Annotated in this window: 13 protein-coding genes; 10 read left to right on the plus strand and 3 right to left on the minus strand. The window is 66.9% G+C overall.

Annotated elements, in window-relative coordinates:
- Positions 1–10: 10 nt before the first annotated feature.
- From E0W60_RS08265 to E0W60_RS08310, 10 genes are all read left to right on the plus strand, one after another.
- On the plus strand, positions 11–1171 hold the full coding sequence (locus E0W60_RS08265; RefSeq protein WP_135703618.1) for an acyl-CoA dehydrogenase family protein: 1161 nt from the start codon (positions 11–13) through the stop codon (positions 1169–1171).
- The gene (locus E0W60_RS08270) at positions 1168–2370 is read left to right on the plus strand and encodes an acyl-CoA dehydrogenase family protein (RefSeq protein WP_135703619.1); all 1203 of its coding nucleotides are present in this window, start codon (positions 1168–1170) and stop codon (positions 2368–2370) included. The genes E0W60_RS08265 and E0W60_RS08270 overlap by 4 nt, the downstream gene beginning before the upstream one ends.
- On the plus strand, positions 2367–3170 hold the full coding sequence (locus E0W60_RS08275; protein ID WP_135703620.1) for an SDR family oxidoreductase: 804 nt from the start codon (positions 2367–2369) through the stop codon (positions 3168–3170). The genes E0W60_RS08270 and E0W60_RS08275 overlap by 4 nt, the downstream gene beginning before the upstream one ends.
- A gap of 165 nt (positions 3171–3335) precedes the next feature.
- Positions 3336–3791, plus strand: coding sequence for a MaoC family dehydratase (locus E0W60_RS08280; protein WP_135703621.1), 456 nt, complete (start codon positions 3336–3338; stop codon positions 3789–3791).
- 14 nt (positions 3792–3805) lie between these two features.
- Positions 3806–5008 carry an acetyl-CoA C-acyltransferase gene (locus tag E0W60_RS08285; RefSeq protein ID WP_135703622.1) on the plus strand — a complete coding sequence of 401 codons (1203 nt, stop codon included), beginning with the start codon at positions 3806–3808 and terminating at the stop codon, positions 5006–5008.
- A gap of 84 nt (positions 5009–5092) precedes the next feature.
- Complete coding sequence (locus E0W60_RS08290) at positions 5093–6064, plus strand: WD40/YVTN/BNR-like repeat-containing protein (protein ID WP_135703623.1); 972 nt, start codon at positions 5093–5095, stop codon at positions 6062–6064.
- 42 nt (positions 6065–6106) lie between these two features.
- On the plus strand, positions 6107–8551 hold the full coding sequence (locus E0W60_RS08295; protein ID WP_135703624.1) for an efflux RND transporter permease subunit: 2445 nt from the start codon (positions 6107–6109) through the stop codon (positions 8549–8551).
- Between the two features lie 29 nt (positions 8552–8580).
- Positions 8581–9822, plus strand: coding sequence for an NADH:flavin oxidoreductase (locus E0W60_RS08300; protein WP_135703625.1), 1242 nt, complete (start codon positions 8581–8583; stop codon positions 9820–9822).
- Positions 9823–9893: 71 nt separating this feature from the next.
- Positions 9894–10979: a Rieske 2Fe-2S domain-containing protein gene (locus E0W60_RS08305; protein WP_133094861.1), complete on the plus strand. Its 1086-nt coding sequence runs from the start codon at positions 9894–9896 to the stop codon at positions 10977–10979.
- Positions 10980–10981: 2 nt separating this feature from the next.
- Positions 10982–11773 carry an SDR family oxidoreductase gene (locus E0W60_RS08310; RefSeq protein ID WP_135703626.1) on the plus strand — a complete coding sequence of 264 codons (792 nt, stop codon included), beginning with the start codon at positions 10982–10984 and terminating at the stop codon, positions 11771–11773.
- A gap of 78 nt (positions 11774–11851) precedes the next feature.
- Here the strand turns inward: E0W60_RS08310 and E0W60_RS08315 are convergent, their stop codons facing one another.
- From E0W60_RS08315 to E0W60_RS08320, 3 genes are read right to left on the minus strand one after another with little or no spacing between them, the layout of a single operon-like run.
- Positions 11852–13582: a ShlB/FhaC/HecB family hemolysin secretion/activation protein gene (locus tag E0W60_RS08315; protein WP_135703627.1), complete on the minus strand. Its 1731-nt coding sequence runs from the start codon at positions 13580–13582 to the stop codon at positions 11852–11854.
- 47 nt (positions 13583–13629) lie between these two features.
- Positions 13630–13764 (minus strand): hypothetical protein, encoded by a 135-nt coding sequence (locus E0W60_RS38055; RefSeq protein ID WP_255519741.1) that lies wholly within the window; start codon positions 13762–13764, stop codon positions 13630–13632.
- An 11-nt stretch (positions 13765–13775) separates the two neighbouring features.
- On the minus strand, positions 13776–22244 hold the full coding sequence (locus E0W60_RS08320; RefSeq protein ID WP_135703628.1) for a hemagglutinin repeat-containing protein: 8469 nt from the start codon (positions 22242–22244) through the stop codon (positions 13776–13778).
- Between the last annotated feature and the right edge of the window lie 336 nt (positions 22245–22580).

Here is a 22580-nt window from a genome sequence, read left to right on the forward strand (position 1 = left end):
CGCGACGGCCATGGACTTCTCTCATTCCGTGGAATTTGGCGTCGAACACCAGATGGTCCGCGACAGCGCGCGCGACTACCTCGCCGTGCACAGCGATTCGGCGGCGGTGCGGCGCGCGACCGAGGCGGGTCCGGCGCACGATGACGCGCTGTGGCGCGCAATCGCGGGCGAGCTTGGCTGGTGCGGCATCGCGTTGCCCGAAGCGGTGGGCGGCGCCGGCCTGGGCGCTCCCGGGCTGGTGCTGCTGCAGGAGCAACTGGGACAGCGCCTGGCTTGCGTGCCGTTCTGGTCGACGGCGTGCGTGGCGGCGCCGTGGCTGCAGGGCAGCGTCGGCCACAGCGCGCAGTGGCTGGAACGATTGGCTGCTGGCGAGTGCCGCGCCGCGGCAGTGCTGCCGGACGATGGCGGCTGGCACTACGACGGTGTCGCGATCACCGCGCAGGCAGGCGCGGACGGCTTCGTGCTGCGCGGCAGCGCCGGCCAGGTGGCCGATGCCGCTGGCGCCGACTGGTTGCTGGTGCCGGCACGGCTCGATGACGGCTCGCCCGCGCTGTTCCTGCTGGAACCCGCTGCGCTGGCGCAGGATGTGCGTTTCGTGCTGGCGCCGCTGGACACGCTCGACCGCACGCGGCCGCTGGCATCGCTGCAGCTGGACGGCCTGTCCGTTGCGCCAGGTGCCTGCCTGGTACGCGGGAACGACGCGGCGCAGGGCCTGGCCCGGGCCTGGTGGCACGGCAAGCTGATGCTGGCGGCGGAGCAGCTCGGCGCGGCCCAGCAGTGCCTGGACCTGACCGTCGCCTATGCGTCGGAGCGCATCCAGTTCGGCCGCGCCATCGCTTCGTTCCAGGCGGTCAAGCACCGCTGCGCGCAGATGATGGTGCTGGTCGAGGCCGCGCGCTCGGCGGTGTATGGCGCGGCGCAGGCGTGGGAATCGGAGCCTGCCGACCAGGCCCGCCTCGACATCGCCGCCGCTTCCGTCGCGGCCGACGATGCCCTGCGCTTCTGTGCGCAGGAGGCCATCCAGCTGCATGGCGGCGTTGGCTTTACCTGGGAATATGACCCCCAGCTCTATTTCAAGCGCGCACAGGCTGCCGGCCACTGGCTGGGCGGCGCCCGGGCAGCGCTCGCATATCTCGCAGACCATGGCCCGCAAGCCTGGAGGACAGCATGAGCGCGCATGAAGAGCAGGCATTCCGCGCCGAGGTGGCGCAGTGGATGGTCGCCAACCTGGCCGGCGAGTTCGCCTGCCTGAAGCACCGCGGCGGCCCCGGCGACGAAGAGGCCTTCCCCGAACTGCGCAAGGCGTGGGAACGGCGCCTGGCCGAGGGCGGCTGGACCGGGCTGGGCTGGCCGCGCGCGCATGGCGGGCGCGAGCTGCCGGTGATGCAGCAGGTGATCTTCCACGAGGAATACGCGCGCGCCGGCGGCCCGGGCCGCATGGGTCATATCGGCGAAGGGCTGATTGGCCCGACCCTGATCGCCTTCGGCACCGCGGACCAGAAGGCGCGCCTGCTGCCCGGCATCCGCAACGGCACCACATTCTGGTGCCAGGGCTATTCAGAGCCCGGCGCGGGCTCGGACCTGGCCAATGTGCGCACGCGCGCGGTCCGCGATGCCGCCAGCGGCGACTGGCTGGTCAGCGGCCAGAAGGTGTGGACCTCGCTCGCGCACGACTCGGACTGGATCTTCGTGCTGGCGCGCTGCGAGCCCGGCTCGCGCGGTAGCAAGGGGCTGGTGTTCCTGATGCTGCCGCTGGGCCAGCCCGGCATCGAGATCCGCCCGATCCGCCAGATGGGCGGCGGCGCGGAATTCAATGAGGTTTTTTTCGACGGCGCGCGCGCCGCGGCCGCCGACGTGCTGGGCGAGCCCGGCGACGGCTGGCGCATCGCCATGGCGCTGCTCGGCTTCGAGCGCGGCATCTCCACGCTCGGCCAGCAGATGCAGTTCACGCATGAGCTGGAATGGGTGGCGCAGGCCGCGCGCGACAACGGCAGCAGCCGCGACGCGCTGGTGCGCCAGCGCATCGCGCGCGCCTGGGCCGGCCTGCGCGTGATGCGCGCCAATGCGCTGCGCATGCTGGCCGGTGCGGCGCAGGCCGGGCAGGACGGCGGCACTGCCTTGCAGCGGGAGGCGCTGATCTACAAGTACTACTGGTCCAACTGGCACCGCGACCTTGGCCAGCTCGCGCTGGACGTGCTGGGCCCGCTCGCCAACGTGCTCGACCCCGGTGACACGCGCCGCACCCGGCTGCAGCAGATGGCGCTGTTCTCGCGCGCCGACACCATCTACGCCGGCACCAACGAAATCCAGCTCAACATCATCGCCGAACGCGGGCTGGGCATGCCGCGCGAGGCCCGAGGACAGTCATGACCCTGAACACCGAAGCTCCCGCAGTGCCGGCCTATGTGCCCGGCCACCAACTGCTCGCCGGCAAGAGCGTTCTGATTACCGCCGCGGCCGGCGCCGGCATCGGCTTTGCCGCCGCGCGCCGCTGTGCGGAGGAGGGCTGCCGCGCGCTAATGATTTCCGATATCCATCCGAAGCGGCTGGACGAGGCGGTCGAAAGCCTGCGCGCGGAAACCGGCCTGCAAGCCATTCACGGCCAGCTGTGCGATGTGTCCGACGAAGCGCAGGCACGCGCACTCGTGGCCGCTGCCGAGGAAGCGCTCGGCGGTACCGACGTGCTGATCAACAACGCCGGCCTGGGCGGCTCGCGCCGCCTAGTTGATATGGACGATGCCGAGTGGTCGCGCGTGATCGATATTTCCCTCACCGGCACCTTCCGCATGACGCGCGCGATGCTGCCGCATATGCAGGCGCGCCGGCGCGGCGCCATCGTCAACAACGCGTCGGTGCTCGGCTGGCGCGCGCAGAAGGAGCAGTCGCACTATGCCGCGGCCAAGGCCGGGGTGATGGCGCTGACGCGCTGCAGCGCGATGGAGGCCGCGGAATTTGGTGTGCGCATCAATGCCGTGGCGCCGAGCATCGCGCTGCACGACTTCCTGAAGAAGTCGGCGCCGGCGGACCTGCTGCGGCAACTCAGCGAACGCGAGGCGTTCGGGCGTGCGGCGGAGGTGTGGGAGGTGGCCAATGTGATGGTGTTTCTGGCTAGTGACTATGCGTCGTACATGACGGGGGAAGTGTTGCCGGTGAGCAGCCAGCGGGCCTGAAAGGCTGAAAGTTGGTGCCGGCGGTATGCGAAAGCGTTGGGGCTAGCCACCACCCCTCGCAGGCGCTCCCCTCTCCAGCGCGCGGGAGAGGGGAGCAAACCAGACGGGAGTGATGGACTCGTCGGCAAGTCAGGCCGCCATGGTGAAGAAACACAGGAAACAGCAATGCCAAGAATCTTCCGTTCAGCCGAAGACATCCACGCCGCCGTCGGCCAACCCCTCGGCGAAAGCGCCTGGACGCGCATCACCCAGGACCAGGTCACCCAGTTCGCCCACGCCACCGGCGACCACCAGTGGCTCCACGTCGACCCCGAACGCGCCGCGCAAGGTCCCTACGGCGCCTGCATCGCCCACGGCTACCTGACGCTAGCGCTGGTCAACCAGTTCCTGCCCGAGCTGGTCACCGTCGAAGGCATGAAGTTCGGCGTCAACTACGGCTGCGACAAGGTGCGCTTCCCGGCCCCGGTGAGGGTGGGCGCCCGCGTGCGCGGCGTGGGTGAGTTGATACGAGCCGAGCCGTTGCAGGGCGGCGTGCAGTCGGTGGTGCGCATGACGGTGGAGATTGAAGGCGAAGCCAAGCCCGCCTGCGTGGCCGAGACGATCAGCCGCTACTACTTCTGAAACAGGAATCCAGCATGAATGAAGCAGTCATTGTCGCCGTCGCGCGCACCCCCATCGGCAAGGCGTTCCGTGGCGCCTTCAACGATACCGAAGCCCCGGTGCTGGGCGGCCACGTGGTGCGCGCGGTGGTCGAGCGCGCCGGCGTGGACCCGGCCGAGGTGGACGACGTGCTGATCGGCGCGGCCGCGCAGCAGGGCACGCAGGGCTACAACCTGGGCCGCCTGTGCGCGGTCGCGGCCGGCATGCCGGACAGCGTGCCCGGCATGACCATGGACCGCATGTGCGGCTCGGGCCTGATGACGATCGCCGCGGGCGCCCGTGCGATCCAGTGCGGCGAGGCCGGCATCATCGTCGCCGGCGGCGCGGAGTCGATCTCGCTGACGCAGAACAAGCATAAGAACGGCTACCGCGCCCAGTCCGAAGCGGTGGTGGCGCGCCAGCCGGCCGCCTACATGGCGATGATCGAGACCGCCGAGGTGGTGGCGCGCCGCTACGGCATCAGTCGCGCCGAGCAGGATGCCTACGCCTGGCGCAGCCAGCAGCGCACCGCCGAGGCGCAGCGGCGCGGCGCCTTCGACGACGAGATCGTGCCGCTGGCAACGCGCCGCGCGCTGTTCGACAAGGCCGGCGCACTGGCCGGGCACGAGACCGTAACGCTGGCGCAGGACGAATGCAACCGGCCCGATACCACGGCTGCAAGCCTGGCTGCGCTCAAGCCGGTCTGGAGCGGCGGGCAGGCGGTGGCCGAGGGCGAGCACATCACCGCCGGCAATGCCTCGCAACTGTCTGACGGCGCCGCCGCGGTGCTGCTGATGAGCGCGGACGAGGCGCGCCGCCGCGGCCTGCGCCCGCTGGGCCGCTATCGCGGCATGGCGGTGGCGGGCTGTGCGCCGGACGAGATGGGCATCGGTCCGGTGTTTGCCGTGCCGAAGCTGCTCGCGCGCCATGGCATGACGGTGGCGGATGTGGGCCTGTGGGAGCTGAACGAGGCCTTTGCCTGCCAGGTGCTGTACTGCCAGCGGGAGCTGGGTATCCCGGATGCGCGGCTGAACGTGAATGGCGGCGCGATCTCGGTTGGGCATCCGTTCGGCATGTCGGGCGCGCGCATGACTGCGCATGCGCTGGTCGAAGGGCGTCGCCGCGGCGTGCAGCAGGCGGTGGTGACGATGTGCATTGGTGGCGGGATGGGTGCTGCGGCGCTGTTCGACGTCCTGTAGCAAACATTCAGCTTATGGAAGCAGCCCCGGCACGGACGGCCCGCCACGAGGCCACCTGCCACCGCTCCACACGGAGGACACATCATGAAACGACTGATCGGCCTCGCCATATCGCTGGCGGTGCTGGCCACCGCGGTCTGGGCCTTCGCGCCGCGCCCGCTGCCGCCGTTCCCGGCCACCGCACTGCGCGCCGACGGCCTGCAGATCAACGGCATCGCCCGCGCCGGCGAGCGCCTGGTGGCCGTGGGCGAGCGCGGCAAGATCCTGTTCAGCGATGACCGGGGCGGCGACTGGCGCGTGGCCGCCGTGGACAAGCCCCAGGGCGCCACGCTGACGCAGGTGGCCTTTGCCGACAGCCGCCATGGCATCGCCGTCGGCCACAGCGGCCTGATCCTGCGCACGGAAGATGGCGGCACGCACTGGCAGCAGGTCGCCTTCGACGCGAAATCGTCCGACCCCTTGCTGGGTGCCCTGGCGCAACGCAACGGGCCGTGGTTCGCCGTGGGCAGCTTCGGGCGGTTCCTGGTCTCGCGCGACCAGGGCAGGCATTGGGAAGAGGCCGCCCGCAATGCCAACTCAGCCATGCAGGACCGCCATCTCAACGCCATCGCCGGCGACGGGAACGGACGCCTGATGCTGGTCGGCGAAGCCGGGCTGGTGCTGCGCTCCACCGATGGCGGCAGCCGCTGGGAGCCAGTCAAGACCCCCTATGAAGGCTCGCTGTACGGCGTGCTGCCGCTGCGCGACGGCGCCTGGCTGGCCTTCGGCATGCGCGGCAATGCGCTGCGCAGCGACGACTTCGGCACCACCTGGCAGGCCGCGGAAACCGGCTTGCGGACCTCGTTCTTCGGCGGCGCCGAATTGCCCGATGGCCGCATCGTGCTGGCCGGGCAGGGCGGCACGCTGGTGATGTCCGCGGATGGCGGACGCCACTTCGCGCCGTTGCCGGCCGGCAGCCCGCAGACGCTGGCCGCGCTGGTGCCTGCCGGCACGGACAAGTTGGCGCTGGGCGGCAGCAGCGGCCTGGCCGGCGCGACGCTCGCCGCAAATCGCTGAACCCCCGGTTGAACCCCCGCCTGACCGAACGCGAGAACGATCATGACCCGCCCCCAATCCTCCGGCCGCCTGGGCCGCTTCGTCGATGCCTGCGCCAGCGTGCTGATGCACCGGCGCCGCCTGCTGCTGTTGCTGTGCCTGGCCGTGACCGTGGCGCTGGGCTTCTCGGCCACGCGCCTGCGGCTCGATCCCGGCTTCAACAAGATGATCCCGCTGCAGCACCCCTACATGCAGGTGTTCACCAAGTACGCGAGCACCTTCTCCGGTGCCAATACGGTGCTGGTAAGCCTGCGCTGGAAGGGCGACGGCGACATCTACAACGCCGCCTTCATGGACAAGCTGCGCCACGCCACCGATGAAGTGTTCTTCATCCCGGGCGTGGACCGCTCGCGCGTGTTCTCGCTGTTCACGCCCAACGTGCGCTACACCGAGGTGACGGAGGCCGGCTTCCGCGGCGACGTGGTGGTGCCGGGCCGTTTCTCCGGCGCGCCGGACGAGCTCGACAAGGTGCGGCGCAACGTGGCGCGCTCCGGGCAGATCGGCCGGCTGGTCAGCAATGACCTCAGGTCCGCGCTGATCCGCGCGGAGTTGCGCGAGACCGATCCGGCCACCGGCAAGACCATCGACTACGGCTCCGTCGCGCGCCAGCTGGAGAAGATCCGCGCGCAATTCAGCGGCCAGGACGTCGAAGTCAATGTCGTCGGTTTTGCCAAGCTGGTGGGCGATGTCGAGGAGGGCATCGCCGGCGTGATGGGCTTCTTCGCGCTGGCCTTTGCCGTCACGGCGCTGCTGCTGTGGCTGTACACGCGCTCGCTGCGCATCACCGTGCTGGCGCTGGTGGTAGCGCTGCTGCCGGTGGGCTGGCTGCTGGGGCTGCTGCCGCTGCTGGGCTATGGCATCGACCCGATGTCGATCCTGGTGCCGTTCCTGATCTTCTCGATCGGGGTTTCGCACGCGGTGCAGATGACCAATGCCTGGAAGCAGGAGGTGGTGCAGGGGCACAGCCCGCGGGAGAGCGCCAGCGCGGCCTTCCGCAAGCTGTTCATTCCCGGCACGGTGGCGCTGCTGACCAATGCGCTGGGCTTCATGGTCATCATGCGCATCGAGATCGATATCGTGCGCGAGCTTGGCATCACCGCCTGCCTGGGCGTGCTGCTGATGATCGTGACCAACAAGGTGTTCCTGCCGATCCTGCTGTCGTACACGCGGCTGGAGCCGTCGGCGCTGGCACGGTCGCAGGCGCGGCGCGCGCAGGGTGGCGGCGGGCTGTGGCACAAGTTCGGCGCGTTGGCCCGTCCGGCTCCGGCACTCGGCGTTTTCGTCGCCGCGCTCGCCCTGCTGGCGGCGGGCGCGATCGAGTCGCGCGGCCTGAAGATCGGCGATGTCGGCAGCGGCGCGCCCGAGCTGCGCGCGGATTCGCGCTACAACCGCGACAGCGCCAGCATCGTCAGCCAGTACAACATCGGCTCGGATGCGCTCACCGTGGTGGTGGAGCCGACCGGCTTCGACGACGGCTGCCTGCACTACCCGGTGATGAGCGCGGTGGAACGCTTCGAAATGCATATGCGCGGCGTGTCCGGCGTGCAGTCGGTGGTGAGCGTGTCGTCGCTGGCCAAGGTGGTGATCGGCGCCTACAACGAGGGCAACCCGCGCTGGGAGGCGCTGCCGCGCAGCAGCGAGGGCCTGGGGCAGGGCGCCAAGGCCTACGACCCGGACAACGGCATGAACACGTCCAACTGCCAGGCGATCCAGGTGCTGATCTACACCGCCAACCACGAGGGCGCCACCATTGCCCATATCGTCCGTGAGATCCGCCGCTTTACCGCCGCCGACAAGACTCCCAATGTCGCGTTCCGGCTGGCAGGCGGCAATATCGGCGTGATGGCCGCCACCAACGAGGCCGTGGAAGAGGCCGAGGTGGCAATGCTGCTGGCGATCTTCGGCGCGATCACGCTGCTGTGCCTGCTGACGTTCCGCTCGTGGCGCGCGGTGCTGTGCATCATCGTGCCGCTGACGCTGGTGTCGGTGCTGTGCAATGCGCTGATGGCGCGCCTCGGCATCGGCCTGAAGGTATCGACGCTGCCGGTCATCACGCTGGGTGTTGGCGTTGGCGTGGACTATGGCATCTACCTGTACGAGCGCATCCAGCACCAGATCCGCGAGGAAGGGCAGGCGTTGCCGCAGGCATTCGCCGAGGCGATGCGCCAGCGCGGCTCGGCGGCGCTGTTCACGGCGCTGACGATGTGCATCGGGGTCGGCACATGGGCCTTTGCCGCGCTCAAGTTCCAGGCCGACATGGGGATCCTGCTGGCCTTCATGTTCCTGGTGAACCTGTTCGGCGCGGTGTCGCTGCTGCCGGCGCTGGCCGCGTGGCTGGGTGTCGAGCAGGAGGAGCGCGCCCGCGTGAAGGCAGGCGTTGCGGCAGATATTGCGGCAGGCGGAGACACGACGCCGCCCGCGCGTGCCCTCAAGTCCGATGCGGCTTGAACGTCGCGGATAAAAAGCGGAGAGACAGCATGCACGACACCCAGGCATCCGCAGCAACGGCTTTCACGCCGCTGCGCATCGGTCCGCTCACGCTGCGCAACCGCTTCATCAAGGCGGGCGCCAATGAAGGCATGACGCCGCACGGCTTGCCGACGCAGGCGCTGGTCGGGCACCACCGCGATCTCGCCGCCGGCGGCGTGGGCATGACCACGGTGGCCTACGCCGCCGTGGCCGACGACGGACTGACCTTCGCGCACCAGCTCAGCATGCGCCCGGAGCAGGTGCCATACCTGCGCGTACTGACCGACGCAGTGCATCGCGAAGGCGCGGCGGCCTGCCTGCAGATCACGCATGCAGGGTCGTTCACCACCATGCGCCACGGCGGCAGCCGCGCGCCGGGCAGCGCCTCATCCGGTCTCAATGCCTTCGGCATGATGCACGGCGTGTATTTCCAGCGCGCCATGCGCGAGGCGGACATGGCGCGCGTGGCCGGCCAGTTTGCCGCGGCGGCCAGGCTGGCGCGCGAAGCCGGCTTCGACGCGGTCGAGATCCATATGGGCCACGGCTACCTGCTCAACCAGTTCCTGTCGCCGCTGAGCAACCGGCGGCGCGACGCGTTCGGCGGCAGCGTGGAGAACCGCACCCGCTTCCCGGCCGCGGTGCTGCGGCAGGTCAAGGATGCCGTCGGCAACGGACTGGCCGTCTGCTGCAAGCTCAGCGTCAGCGACGGCGTGCCGGGCGGCAACCAGCCCGCGGACTCCGCCGTGACCGCGCGCATGCTGGAGGCGGAAGGGGCCGACCTGCTGACGCTCAGCGGCGGCCGCAACGTGGAAAGCCCGTGGGTGCTGTTCGGCAGCCCGATGCCTACGGCGCAGATGAAGGCCGCGGCCCCGACCGCGCTGGCGCGCTTCGGCATCACCATGCTGGAGCGCAGCACGCCGCGCGACCTGGCGTTCCGCGAGCTGTATTTCATCGAGGCGTCGCGCGTGGTGCGGCAGGCGGTGCACATGCCGCTGGCTTATGTCGGCGGCGTCAAGTCGCTCGACAACGTGGCGCAGCTGATGGCGGAAAGATTCGACTGCATCGCGCTGGCACGCGCGCTGATCCACGATCCCGCGCTGGTCGCCAACTGGCGCAGCGGCGCGGTGCGGCGCTCGGCCTGCGACAGCTGCAATGGCTGCGTGGCCAGGATCTACGATCCCGCCGGCGTCAGCTGCGTGCATGGCCCGGGCAACGATCCGGCGCTGACGCGCCTGGTCGCACTGCAGTAGTCCGATGGGACGATGAGGCAGCGGCCGGAGGCTCTTATCTTGAAGTTCCCACGGGATTTCAAGGAGACACCATGAGCCAAACCGGCATCAGCGGCTACAAGATCGAATCACGCCCGCCCGAGGCCCGCTACGCGCGCGGCTGGCACTGCCTCGGCCTGGCCGACGCCTATCGCGACGGCAAGCCGCACACACTCGATATCTTTGGCAGGCGCCTGGCGGCGTTCGCCGACTCTACCGGCGCCATCCGCGTGATCGACGGCTTCTGCCCGCACATGGGCGCGGACCTCAGCACCGGCACAGTGCAGGGCGACAACCTGGTATGCCCGTTCCACGGCTGGCAGTGGGGCGGCGACGGCGGCTGCAAGTCGATCCCTTATTGCAAACGCGTGCCGCCCAAGGCGCGCGTCGGCGCGTGGCAGACCTGCGAGCAGAACCGGCTGCTGTTCATCTGGCACGATCCAGAGGGCCGTCCGGCGCCGCCGGAGGTGGCGATTCCGCGCATCGAGGCCTGCTTCTCGCCGGAGTGGTCGGAATGGGCCATGGACGAGATGGTGATCCGCACCAACTGCCGGGAGCTGGTAGACAATATCTCCGACATGGCGCATTTCGGCACCGTACACGGGTCGCCGGTCGACTATTTCGCCAATCTGTTCGAAGACCACAAGGCCACACAGCTGATGATCGGGCGCAGTGCCCGGCTGTCGGGCGATGCGCAGCTGACGGCGTTGTCGACTTACTTCGGTCCGGCGTACCACATCACCGACATGAGCGGCCGCATGGGCGACCAGGAGATCCACTCCGTCCTGCTCAACTGCCATGTGCCGATCGACCTGAACAGCTTCGTGCTGCGCTACGGCGTGCTGGTGAAGAAGATTCCGGGGCTGAGCGACGAGCAGAACCGCGCCATGGCGCAAGCCTACGTCGAGCAGGCGCGCCAGGCCTTCTATGAGGACGTGGCCATCTGGGACAGCAAGATCCGCATCGACAACCCGCTGCTGTGCGAAGGCGACGGGCCGATCTACCAGATGCGTGACTGGTACCAGCAGTTCTACACCGACATCGAGCAGGTGCGGCCGTCCAGCGTGGCGCGCCGCGTGATCGAGCTGAACCCGGGCAATATCGTGCCGCCGGCCCTGCGGCACGTGTTCGAGGACTGACCATGAAAACCGCAGTCATTACCGGTGCCGCGTCCGGCATGGGCGCGGCCGTGCGGGCGCGCATGCTGGCCGACGGTTGCCGGGTCATCGGCGTCGACCTGCGCGACGCGGACATTCTTGCCGATCTTTCCACCGGGCCAGGCCGCGCTGCGGCGATCGATGCTGTGCTGTCGCATTCGGACGGCCGCATCGACCAGTTGATCTGCTGCGCCGGCCTGGGCCCGCATGTCGATCCTGCAACACTGGTGGCGTCGGTCAACTACTTCGGCGTGGTGGCGTTGCTGGATGGCTTGTTCGATGCGCTGCGCCACGGGCGGGATCCGTGCGCCGTGGTGGTGTCTTCCAGTTCCGCCACGCTGCAGTGCTGGGAGGGCAGCCCTTTGCGCGATGCCTACCTCGCCGTCGATGAGGCCGGCGTGCGTGCCTTGCTCGAAGCTGCCGCGGCGGCGGAAGCGACGCGGGACCAGGCTGGCTATATCGCCTATGCCAGCTCCAAGCATGCGGTGACGGCAGCTGCGCGGCAACGTGCCGGAGCCTGGGGGCAGGCGGGTGTTCGCCTCAACGTGGTGGCGCCGGGTGCGGTGGAAACACCGCTGCTGCAGGCGGGGTTGAAGGATCCGCGCTACGGCGATGCCATACGCGATTTCCTGCCACCGCTGGGTCGCCGTGCGCAGCCTGAGGAGGTGGCTGGTCTGATTACTTTCCTTTGCGGGCCGCAGGCAGGCTATATGCATGGCAACGTGGTGTTCATCGACGGCGGCGTCGATGCCGCGCAGCGTCCGCTGACGTTCTGAAGCGGTGGCGGCATGTGCCAATGCCGCCTGGTTTGCCCTCGCGACACGGCCGGAAAGCCTTGCCGTGGCATAGGGGGATCAGAACTCGAGCCCGACCTGGGCGGCGACGTTGTGCGATTTGGTGCGGAACAGTTCCGGCTTCTTGACGGGCCAGCCAAGCGTCACTTCGTAAGTCAGCGCCGCATCGTGGCACATGGCCCAGCGCCCGCGCGCCCCGATCACCGCGCCGATCAGTGTCTGGCCCACCAGGAACTGCGCGGAGGGACCGCCTACGTGACCGGCGTCAAAGCCGACGAACGCCTCCTGACGGGCGTTGCCGAGTTGCCAGGCGAGGTCGTTGCGCCAAGTGATGCCGTTTTCGGCCGCCAGGGTGAGTTGCTCATCGAAGCCGCGCACCGAATAGCGGTTGCCGATGGTGTAATAGTCGGATGGCAGGATGCGTGTGCGCGCGTACTGCATGCGGACATTGGTCTGGTAACGCAGGTGCTGGCCAGCCACCTGGAGCGGCACCATCAGACCGGCATTCGCCAGCACGATCTCCGATTTGCCAGCCCAGGACGGATCGCCGAGGACGAAGCCCGGCGCCTTCGAGTGCGCCGGCAGCGATCTGCGCCACGCCGCGCCAATGTCGAACACATTGGCGCCGAAGAACTGGCGGTGTGCTGCGCCGAACTCCAGGCCGACGAAGTCGCGGTGCTGCACGGCGAGGTCGATGCCGTCCAGCGTGCTGCTCGCTGTCTTGCGGAAAACCTTGCCGTACAGGCTGGTCTTGCCCGAGGCATTGCGGAATGGCACATAGCCCAGGCCCGCCTCGATCTGCGTGCTGCGCCCGCCGTAGACGATATCGCCCTCGAAGCCCGCTACGGTCTGGTGGTATTTCGACTGGTTGGCATCGACGAATGCGTTCCAGTAGCCAAACGGAATGCTGTAGTTGATGGCCGACGAGCGCGTGCCGGCGGCGCCGTTGCCGACGTCGGCATTGGTGTTGCCCGAGATCGTCAGGCTGTCATACAGGAACAGCGGCGAATCTACGGTCAGCGTGCCGCCCATCTGGTACTTGCCGGTGGACTCCAGGCCGCCGTTGTCGCCTGTCACCAGCGCATGCCAGCGCTTGCCCGTGCCGGGCTTGACGACCAGATCGGTGTCGCCTGGATTGTCACCGGGCACGAGGTCGATGCCGGCATCGGCCTGGCCCTGCAGGCGGCGCATGTTCTCCATGCCCTGGTCGAGGTCGCGCTGGTTGACCAGTCCGCCGGGACCAGTCGGCAGGGCCGTGCGCCACCAGCCGGGCGTGCCGTCGGCCTTGACGCCGGTGATGCGCCCGGCCACCACGCGCAGGCGCAACGTGCCGCTGGCGAGGTTTTGTTCGGGGATCAGCACGCGCGTGGTCACATAGCCCAGGGCGACGAGGCGTGCGGCGAAGTATTGCTGAATAGTCTCCAATCCCTTGCCGCCGACGCATTGGCCGGGCAGGATGCCGGCCTCGGCGCGCAGCCATTCGAAGTCTTCGGCGCCTTCCCATTCCGCGGTCAGAATCGGGAAGCACGGCGCCTCGGTGGGCAGGATCAGCTGCCCGGTTACGGTGGGTGTCTCGGGCGCGGGCGTCAATACGTCGGGACGGGCCAGGGCGCGTTCACGCGCGGCCCCCTGCTGTTGTTCCTGGCGGCGCTCGATGGCGTCGTTCGGAGTGACGGCCGGGAAGAACGGCAATGCCTGGGCAACCGCCAGCGAGGGGAACGACAGGAGGAACGGGACAAATGGAGAGGTAGCGCGCGCCTTGTGACGCGCGTTCTTGGTCTTGGGAAGCATGAATTAAAATGCCAGAAACATCAAACGGGCTTGCACAACCTGTAACGCTATGCAATCCATTTTTCGTAGGCGAAATAGAGAATCACGCCGAAGACGAATGCAAGGAATAGGACGTAGGAGATCTTTTCCGATCGACTCATCTTCTTCCATTGATCCGGTGTTGGGCCACCGCCGATTGCCATAGTTTTTTCCTTTACCTTGAATTCTCTTTTGTCGGTGAGGAATGACCCCATGGCATTAAGCCAAAGCTGATCCTTCCTGGTGACGCAACGCCAAACTCAATTGCCGTGGCACCGCCGTACGCGTGCGTAATCGCGGCATAACCATTGACGCGGAAAGGTGTTGGAATAGAAATGAAGGCTTGGTTTCCGTCGCCATTTATGAACGAATTGGTATCATTCCCATTGTTTGCCCCGAATATCCAGCCAAAGCTCATTGCTCCACCAAGTGAAAATGAAACTGCGGATGGATTTGTCAGGACCACCCCCGTGGAAAGATACTTCGTGCCGTCATGAAGATTCATCGCTCCGCCGACGGTGCCCGACAATGCTCCTCCGCTGACTGTTACGTAGTCGGGTAGCAAGCCACGGCCACCGGTACCTCCGATGCCAGCGGCACATTCCGCAGTGATACATCCGCTAGCAGCAGGGGTAAACAGGTTCTGCGGAGAAGTTGATGTCGATGCAGTTGACTGACCGAGGGTATCCGTACTCCAGTTGTAGGGCGACATTTCTCCCCCGGTCTTCCCCTGAATATAGGCGGCAAGCCCGGGATCAACGTTGGACTGAACCTGCTGAACCAAATAGCGGCCATTTCCGTTTTCGTCCTGACCCACCTCCCATTTTGCGCCCATGTCGCTGACACCGTTGGGGTTGTTCTTACCATCGACAACCATGCCGCTCGTCACATTCTCGCCACGCAGGGAGTTGCCACCCGCGCGCATCGCGTTCTCGATCTGCTCTGTCGTGTACTTTCCGCCGCTGTCTTTTGCCAGCTTGATCGCCAATGCTCGTTCGTCATTGCCGAGCTGGCGGTTGAAGCGATCCGTAGTGGACGCCGTAGCCGCGCCGGAGCCGCCGCCGAGAACCGCACCAATACTGCCTGCAGCAATATTGGCTGCAAGGTTACCAATCGCTTGATCAAGTTCGCTGCTGCCGGTGCTAACTGCGCTATTGGCGGCGTTAGCCAACTGGCTTAAATTGCCGCCGGCCAAGGATGCCGCGCCCGCGCCAGCCGCTCCGGCCAACGCATTGCCTCCACCCAGGCCGGCGACGAGTGCACCGCCCGCGCTGTGGAGTGCAGCGCGATACTCACCCCCTTCCTTCCAGCCGTCGATATCGGACTGGGCTGCCGCCATGGCCGCCTGGTTTTCGGCGCTCGGATCCTGGCGATACGCCTCCGCAGCAGCCTTGTACCGTTCTTCCGCCGCCGCCTGCTTAGCATTGGCAACCTGACCTACCGTCTTCGCTATTGCCTCGCCCGCCGCCAGCGCCGCAGCCATCGTGTCCGCCTGCTTGTCGAGCACGTTCTTCAGGTCGGGATTCTTTTCCACCGTAGTGTTCGTGGCGGCGGTGTCGCGCTTGAGGCTCGACAAGTCCTGCTTCTGATGCGCCTCGTCTCGGATCGCGATGGTGCCATCCGCAATGGCGCTGAGCGCCACGCCGTCCTGGCTGCCGCTCTCATGCTGCGGGATCATCGGGCTGATGCCGCCGGTGTTCCTGCCCGAGGTCTGGCCGCTGTTCTTCTCGCTGTTCTGTGGGCCAGCGGTAATGCCACCCGAAACGCCGAACGAGGTTGCGCTGTAGTCGGAGTGGCTCCGGATATCGCTGAAGCTGAGCGTGCCGGTGTCGAGCTGGTTCTTGTCCTTGCCGGCGGCGCTGGCGATCACCGCGCCCTTGAGGTCAGTATTGCCCTCCACCCGGATGTCGAAGCCGCCTTCTCCTGCGTAGATGCCCGATTGCTCGCTCACGTTCGCGTAGTTGCCGCTGGCCTTGCCCTGGCTCGCGGAGCCGCTGGCCGAACCGCCGCCCTGGCTGATGCTGAAGCCGCCACCCGTGCTTTCCTGCCGGGCGCGCACCTTTTCGGTGTCCTGGCGGCTGGCAATGTTCAGGTTGCCGCCGACATCGCCCAGCACCTTGCCACCGCTCACCGTGGCGCCCAGGATATTGGTGTCGTTGCCCGACACCAAGGTGACGGACTCCTTGCCGGTCACATGGCTGTTGGCCTGCGTGGCGCCCTGGCTGTCGGCGTTGCCTCTGGCCGTCGAGGCCGAGGCCGAGGCGCCAAAGCCTGCGTTGTTCGGACCCATGCCGTAGGAGACACCGACGCTGGCGCTGCTCGACTTGTTGGTGCTGTGGCTCTCGTTCGTGTCCGTGGCCGACACGATGTTGATGTCATTCTTCACACCGAGCACCACCTTGTTGGCGTCGATGTTCGAGCTGATGATGTTCAGGTTGCCGGCCGTCCCGTTGCCATTGGCATCCACGCCCGTGGCAGTAAAGGCGGTCGTGCCGCCCGCTGACACGTTGGACCCATTGTGAAGGGTGCTGTCCTCGGTAAGGGTTTGCTTGCTCCGGCTATTGCCGAAAGACAGGGTAAGCGCGGCGCCGCCGGCAAGTCCATCCTTGGCGAGCGATGTGGCGGCGTCGTAGGCATCGCGCCCGGCGGCCATGCCCCACAGCGCCGAGGCGCGTCCGTCCTGGCTCTGGCTGGCCGAGATGACTTTGTTGCCCGCATTGATCGCCGCGCCGATGGCGCCGCCCGACACGCCCAGCGTGAAGCCGCTTTGCTTGACCTCATGCGTCTCGTCATGGTGCTGGCGGTTCTGCGCGGCCTCGATGGTCACGTCGGCGCCCACACCGGTGATGTCCTTGGCGGCGATCAGGTCGCTGCCAGTGAGCTTCAGCGTACTGCCCGCATTCATGTGCACGCTGCCACCCGTGGAGCCTACCAGGCTGCCCACTTGCTGCGTGCTGTTGTCGCTGACGGTGTCCTTCTGTTCGCGCTTGCCGTAGGAGAGGCCGGAACCGGTGGCGCCAAATCCGGTCTTCTTCTCCTCCTTGAAGCTGTAGGACGAGGACGTGGTCTCTGCCGTGCCGATGGCGATATTGCGTCCGGCGTCGAGGGTCACGTCGTGCGTGGCGGCAATGGTGCTGCCAGAGGTGTTCAGGTCACGACCCGCCGTCATGTCAACCGTGTCGCCCGAGAAGGTGCTGCCGAGCGCCTCAGTGCGGCTTGCCGCGTCGATGGTATGGGTGGACTTCTTCGACAGGACGCCGCCGCTTTGCTTCGACTGCTCGTCGCGTATCGCCGCGCTTGCCTCAACGGCCTTCACGTTGATGTCACGGGTCGCGCTGACGGCGAGGGCGCCGTCAGCGTTCACGTACGCGGCCTTGGCATTGATATCCCGGCCGGCAACGAGCGCTACATCGTGGCCGATGATCTGTGAGCCGAGCTCCGCGCTGCGCGCCACGCTGGAGCGGTTCTTCGCGTCCGCGACGGCATCGAAGCTCTCGGCGACCTTCACCGTGTCCAGGTTGATATCCCGCCCGGCGCCCATGCCGAGGCTGCCGGTTGCCGTGATGCTGGCCGCCTGGCTATTGATATCCCGGCCCGCTACGAGCACGGCATTGTCCACGTCCACGCTCGCGACGCCGCTTATTACGGTGCGGCTGGCGGTGGATTCGCCGGCCTTGTTGCTGTCCGAGGCTGTGGTGGTGGACAGGTTGATGTCCCTGCCGGCCGTGGCTGCCAACTCGCCGGCACTGATCCTGCCCGCCAGATTCTCGATATCCTGCTTCGCGTGCAATTCCATGTTGCCGGCTGACAGCGTGCCGCGCTCGTTACGGATATTGCCGGCATCGATCAGCATCACGTCGCGCGCCGCGATGGTGCCGGTGTTCTTCACATCCCCGCCGGTCTGGATCGCCATGTTGCGCGCCGTGATCAGCGTGCCGTCGCCCTTGAGGTCGCCCTCGCGCACCTTTAGGTAAACCTGTGGCACCAGCACCTGCTGCGTGGAGCCGTCCGGCAGCGTGACGGTCTTCTCGACCAGCCAGACGATGTCGGTGGTGAGCGCCTGCATCTGCTCAGCGGTGAGTGCCGTCCCAATGGTCAGGGAGAACTGTTTGGCGAATTCGGCGCCCAACTGCATTAGCGCCTTGTACTGGGCCTCATTGTCGGTGTAGTCCCCAACGAAGCGCTGGCCGGTGCCGAGCATCACGGCGTCGGCCACCAGCCGCGCCTCATAGAAGCCGTCGCCCAGGCGCTTGAGGGCCCTGGTCGGGTCCTGGCCGAGCTGGGTCAGCATGTAATCGCTGGACAGCCACTGGCGCTGGTTGGTGAAGCGCGGGTCGGTCTCGATCAGGTAGCGCGCGCCGGGGTCGGTGCGCGTGACGAATAGCGCGTTGCCGGGCATCGCCAGCGACGGGGTGACAGTGCGGATCAGCTCGCCGCCCAGGCGCCCTCCGGCCGTACTGCCGCCGGGATTTAGCGACACCTGCATCAAGCTTGGCGCGCTGGCAATCGGGCCGGTGCCGGCCTTCGGGTCGACGGACGCACCGCTGCCAGGGACCGTTTGCAGATGCTCCTGCGTGGTGCCCGTTGCCAGAACCAGCGGAAGCGTCAGATTGAGCGGAGCCAAGGGGGAGCTGTCGCTGCGCCGGTCCGGTGCGTTGACGCCGCGATTGATGTAGTGCCACGCCTGGGTGCCGGTGCTAGTCTCGAAGCGGGTGCCGGTATAGCCTTCGTTGCGTACTGGTGCCGGCGCGGTCAGTGTGCCGCCGACGGCAATCTCGCTCTTGTCGTTGGCCACGGCCCCGTTGATCGTGGCATTGCCGCCAACCAGCAATCGGGCGGGATCGGTATGCAAGACCACCTCCTCGCGCACTTGCGTCTGCTTGTCCACGGAATAAAAGTTGTCGACAGTGCGCGCGTGAAAATCCTTGTTGAAGGCAACGATCCTTTCGTTTAGCGCTTCATATTTCGCAACATTGGCGCCTTGCCAGTCGCGGTACTTCTGGTATGCGGCATTGCACGCCGGCGGGGCGTCGATCTCGCACGGTGCGGCATAAGGAGGAGGCGCACTGTCGGGACGCTCGACCTTCAGCTTGTCCCAGATCGGGTGGTCGGGTGGATAGTTGTACTGCTGCGTCACCAGCACCGGATTTCCGTTTGCATCCTTCTCGTAGTGCGAGGTGTAGGCCAGACCCAGCGGCGACCACTGTTCTTGTGGCAGGCCGCCGTAGTAGTCCAGGTAATAGGGGTCCTGCCAAGGCATCACTGGTCCGGCCTCGCCGTCGGGGCGGCGCGACCAGTCGAACGGCGGACCGAATTCAGCAAATGGATATTGCTCCGAGGGCAGCAGCAGCACGCGTGCCACGCCTTTCTGGTTGCCATCGCGGTACAGCCAGCCAAGGTCCGTGCCTGGATGGAAGTAATCGTCCTTGCCGCTCCAGTCGAAGATAAGCGCTGTGGTCGGGTCGATATCGTCCATTGACCCCTTGAGGCGGTAGACCAGAGTCCTTTTCACGCCGGTGTCCGTCTCCTGGGCCTCGAAATGGCTGTTTTCGTTGCGGATGCTGGCCGCGTTGATGTTGGCGTCGCGTGCCACATCGATGACGGCCGAGGCGTTGGTGAGCGAGCTGGCCTGTCCCGTGGCTTTGCCCTCGGCGTCCAGCGCACCGCCGACGTTCAGGTCCTGCGACGACAGGATGAGCGCGTGCTCGCGGTTGACGATGTCCGGCGCGCCCAGGTTGACATCCCCGGTGCGCGAGGCGATCACGGCCCCTTTGCCAGTGGCGGCGTCCTGGTCGTTCAGGATCTGCACGCCTGCGCCGATGGCAACAGCGTCCCCGAAGATGCGGTCGGTATTGGTGACCGTCGTGCCGGCCTGCACACGCACCGTGCCGCCTTCGATCAGGCCGCTGTTGGTGACTGCCTCGTCGGCGCGCACGGTGTTGGCGACTTCGCCGTACAACTCCCCCGAGTTGTCGACATTGCGGGCATGTACGTCGATCGAGTTGGCGGACAGCATCTTGCCGCTGTTGACGATATTGCCAGCGGTGTCGAAGGTCAGGTTCCCGCCGGCGGCGAGCGTTTTGGTGTTGGTGAAGTCGTTGGTCAGGTGGATATCAACATCCCCCTTGGACCGCACTGTACCGTCGCCGGAAAGGCTATTGCCAACGATGGCGAGCCGGGTGTCGGCCGCCAGCAGGCCATCGGTGTTGGTGGTGGCGCCGACATTGAACTGCGCGGTGCCGCCCGAAGTCATCTCGCCCCGGGTGTTGTTGAACGTCGCCGAGGCGACCGTCATGGCTGTGTCGGCCCGTAGGGCACCATCGATATTGTCGATGGTGCTGGCGGCGATCCGGACGCTGCCGCCTTCCATACCTTTCGGCGCCGCGTCGGTCCCGCCGAGCGTGCTGCGGTTCACCACCGTGCTCGCTTGAACGTCGAGCAGGCCGCCGGCATGGGCAAAGCCCGCCGTGTTGTCGAAGCCGCCGGTCAGGCGGATTGTCGCGTCGCCTTTCGAGGCGAGATAGCCGCTGTTGTTGGCCAGGCTCCCGGCGGTCACGTCAAGCGGCCCACCGGTAACGAACTTGCCTCCGGAGTTATCGAGGATCGTCGCATTGACCTTAGCCGACTGCTGCCCGGAGACCGTCCCGGCCTGGTTGCTGAAGACCCCCGTGGCGAGCGTCAATGGCCCGTCGGCGACTGTCAGGCCACCGTTGCCGTTGTCGTACAGGTGCCCGTGCGTGTCTGCCACCAGCAGTCCGGTGGACTGCACCACACCTCCGCGGTTGTCGAAGAGGCCCGTGTCGGTTTGGACGCTGGCACCCGAGATCTCACCGGCGTTGTTCGTGAGCGCCTGGCCGCCGGTATCGGCCTTGAGCGCCTGGACTGCCGACAGTTGCCCATGGTCGTTGGTGATGGCGCCGCCGACAATGACCAAGTCCCTGGTCGCCAGGGCCTTGCCGGCGGTGTTGTCCAGAGCGCCATTCAGGGTCAGGTTGTCCTGCACGGAGCCGATCACGCCGCCGCGGTTGGCGATGGTCGCCCCAGCTACAGTCGTCGCTCCGGTGCCGGCTACGGTGGCGCAGGCATTGTCCACGGTATGCGATGCGGCGACGCGCAGTGCGCCGGCACTGGTGATGGCGCCGTTCTGGTTCAACACGGTAGCGCCGCTGACCTGGCCGCCGTTGGTGCCGGCCACGATGGCGCCGCCCCGGTTATCCACCCTGCCGCCGGCATTGACCTGCAAGGCAGTGGCTTCGAGCCGCGCGTTCTGGAGCGTGATGTCACCCGAGGCGTTCAGGGTGGCAGTGTTGTGCGCGACGGTCGTACCGTTGGACAGGTCCAGCGTTGGCGCCGACAGGTTGGAATCGGCCCCGGTGACGAGCTTGCCGCTGGACTGGATGGCGGTGCGCGCGGCAAGGCTGGCCGTGCCCGCGCCGGTGACGCTGGCATTGGCATCGACCCCGGCGCCGATGGTCCCGGTGTTCACAATACGCTCGGCGAAGCCCAGCAGATCCGTGCCGGCCGCCATCGTTCCGCTGTTGGCCAGCTGCCCCGGCGTGCTGCCATTGATGGCGCCGCGCGTAGTGATGGTGCCGGCGTTATCGATGTTGGTCCCGGCAACGTTGGCGCCACCCTCGGACTGCAGGCGGCCACCCGGCACGATGCGCACGTCCCCATTGTTGTCCACGACGATATCGCCAGCGCGGGTTGTGATGCCGCCGCCGACATTGAAGCCGATGCCTTTTTCGGTCCCGATGAGACGTACCGAATTCGCGTACATCGACCCCAGCGCCGCCGCATCCAGCGCGAACTGCGGCGCGGCGCCCGTGCCCGCCTGCGGCGTGGCGTTGAGCGTCGAGTGGTCAATATGGTTCGCGCCTGCAATGGCGTTCAGGTGCCTGGCCCACAGTTCGGCGTTAATGCTGATTGAGCGCGCCAGCAGATCGACCTGCGCCTGCGGGCTGGACAGGCCTGGGCCATCAATCCCGATATGGCCTTCCCGCACATCGAACCCGGTCAGGCTGCCATCGGCCCCAAACACCGGGCGCCCCGTTGAAAGCGTGAAGCGGTCTGCATTGATCACGCCGCAGCCCGAGCAGGTGATGCCCGCGGGGTTGGCCAGGACCAGGTTGGCGCGATTGCCGGCGATTTCCTGCGCCCCTAGCAATTGTGACGGATTGGGTTGCGTCACCTGAACCACGATATTGCCGGCACTGCTGTTGCCCAGCTGCACGTTGCCCTGAACCCAGCCCGCAATCCGGGTCTGCGAGTTCTGGCCGCCGTTGTTCAGCACCACGCCGGACGGGCCTACGTTGTACTGGATGAAATTGTTGACGCTGGTTCCACCGTTGCGTTGGGGCGGGGCGATGTTCACGACCGGGACGCCATTGGACGCGACCCCGACCACCGGACGTTGCCCTGGCACATTCCTGTCCGCCTGGATCGGCAGCGTCTGCGCCGCTACGGGGACGCCCATCATTGCCGTCGTCACAGCGGTGAGCCATAGCACCGGCACGAACGCCGTTGTCGCGCCGCCGCGCGTTCCGCCATGGCGGCCCTTGGCGCATCCCGTCGCGCTTTCGCGAACTGCCACCAGCATGCCGCGAACGGCATTGAATACCAGCCGATAGAGTCTTGTGTTCATGATGGCTCTTGTCTTGCACAGCTTCACCCGGCGAGAACACCGTCCCCGGGCACTGGCATCGCGCTGCCATCGTTGATGTGCACCGGGCCTGGATCGCCAGCGGTCAAAGAAAAGGCGGACGGGTTGAGGTCACCGCCAGAGCAGCGGTGCACGGCAGGAGGCACGCACCGCAATGTGCAAGGGTATCGACGGCAGGCCGATAAGTTGCTGGGACGAATCCGACTTTGAGACGGGAATTTCTCAAAGGTGGGCTTGCGGCCAATCCACGAGGGGCTTATGGCGCATGGCTACGCCGGCGCAGTGGCGAGGGAAGGAGGAAGGAAGGGGAGACGTGGC

Source organism: Cupriavidus oxalaticus (assembly GCF_004768545.1).
Taxonomy (GTDB): domain Bacteria; phylum Pseudomonadota; class Gammaproteobacteria; order Burkholderiales; family Burkholderiaceae; genus Cupriavidus; species Cupriavidus oxalaticus_A.